Genomic DNA, 1,013 nt, shown 5'->3' with positions numbered 1-1,013 from the left:
GCACCTTTCGGTGAATGGCGGCGACCGGGGGTCGCGGGCGCTTGGTGGCGAGAGTGCGGGTCAGTTCGACCAGATGTTCCGGCAGGTGCAGCCTGCCCCGATCGTTGCGCGGCAGACGCGCGAGACCGGCAAGTCCTTCGGCACGGTAGCGCCCGAGCCAGCGCTGCAACGTCCGCTCGCTCAGCGTGCCGGTGCGGGCGAGGTCCGCGAGCGGGATGCCATCGGCGAGGTGCGGTTCAAGGACGCGGTAGCGCTCGATCGCCAGCGGCGGGACAAGCGCCGGATGCGTCACCGCCGACGGTCCGTGTCGCAGGTAAGGAAAACGGAGATTTGCCTGCCCATCGCCATGCGAGTCCGCTCGCGTTGCCAAACCGGCCTGTTCGACGTAAATCTACCCGGTAAAGAAAACTAGGGCAACTTAGACCTGCCGATGACGACTTTCTTCCCAAACCGCGCCCGATCGGGGCATCACCGGCCCTACGCATGAAAATCGGTTACGCCCGCGTATCGACCGCCGAGCAGAACCTGGACCTCCAGCGTGATGCGCTGAAGGCTGCCGGCTGCGAGAAGGTCATCACCGACAAGGCCTCCGGGGCGACTGCCGCTCGCCCTGGATTGGAAAAGGTGAAGGAGCTGCTTCGCGCCGGCGACACACTGGTGGTCTGGCGCCTCGACAGGCTCGGCCGCTCGCTCCGTGATCTGATCGGATGGATGACCTACCTCGACGAGGAAAAGGTCGGGCTGCTGAGCCTGCACGAGGCGATCGACACGACCACCACGTCGGGCAAGCTTACCTTCCACCTGTTCGGGGCATTGGCGGAGTTCGAGCGCAACCTGATCCGCGAGCGGACCCAGGCCGGTCTCACCGCAGCCCGCGCTCGCGGCAAGAAGGGTGGCCGGCCGGCCGCACCGGCAAGGACAAGCGCGACCTGGCCGTCAGGCTCTACCACGAGAACACGATGCCGATCGCCAAGATTTGCTCGATGCTCGGCATCTCCAAGCCAACACTCTAC

Annotated in this window: 1 protein-coding gene and 1 pseudogene; one reads left to right on the top strand and one right to left on the bottom strand. The window is 65.7% G+C overall.

Features of this window, described 5'->3' with window-relative positions; all coding sequences use genetic code 11:
• On the bottom strand, positions 1-292 hold a 292-nt coding region (locus BFL28_RS17525), incomplete at its 3' end, for a helix-turn-helix domain-containing protein (RefSeq protein WP_131818685.1).
• A 191-nt stretch (positions 293-483) separates the two neighbouring features.
• Between BFL28_RS17525 and BFL28_RS17520 the strand changes: the two are divergent.
• Positions 484-1,013, top strand: a pseudogene (locus BFL28_RS17520) (recombinase family protein); the annotation flags it as partial.

Source organism: Sphingomonas turrisvirgatae (assembly GCF_001721295.1).
Classification (GTDB): Bacteria; Pseudomonadota; Alphaproteobacteria; order Sphingomonadales; family Sphingomonadaceae; genus Sphingomonas; species Sphingomonas turrisvirgatae.
This window is presented reverse-complemented; position numbering and strand designations above follow the sequence as displayed.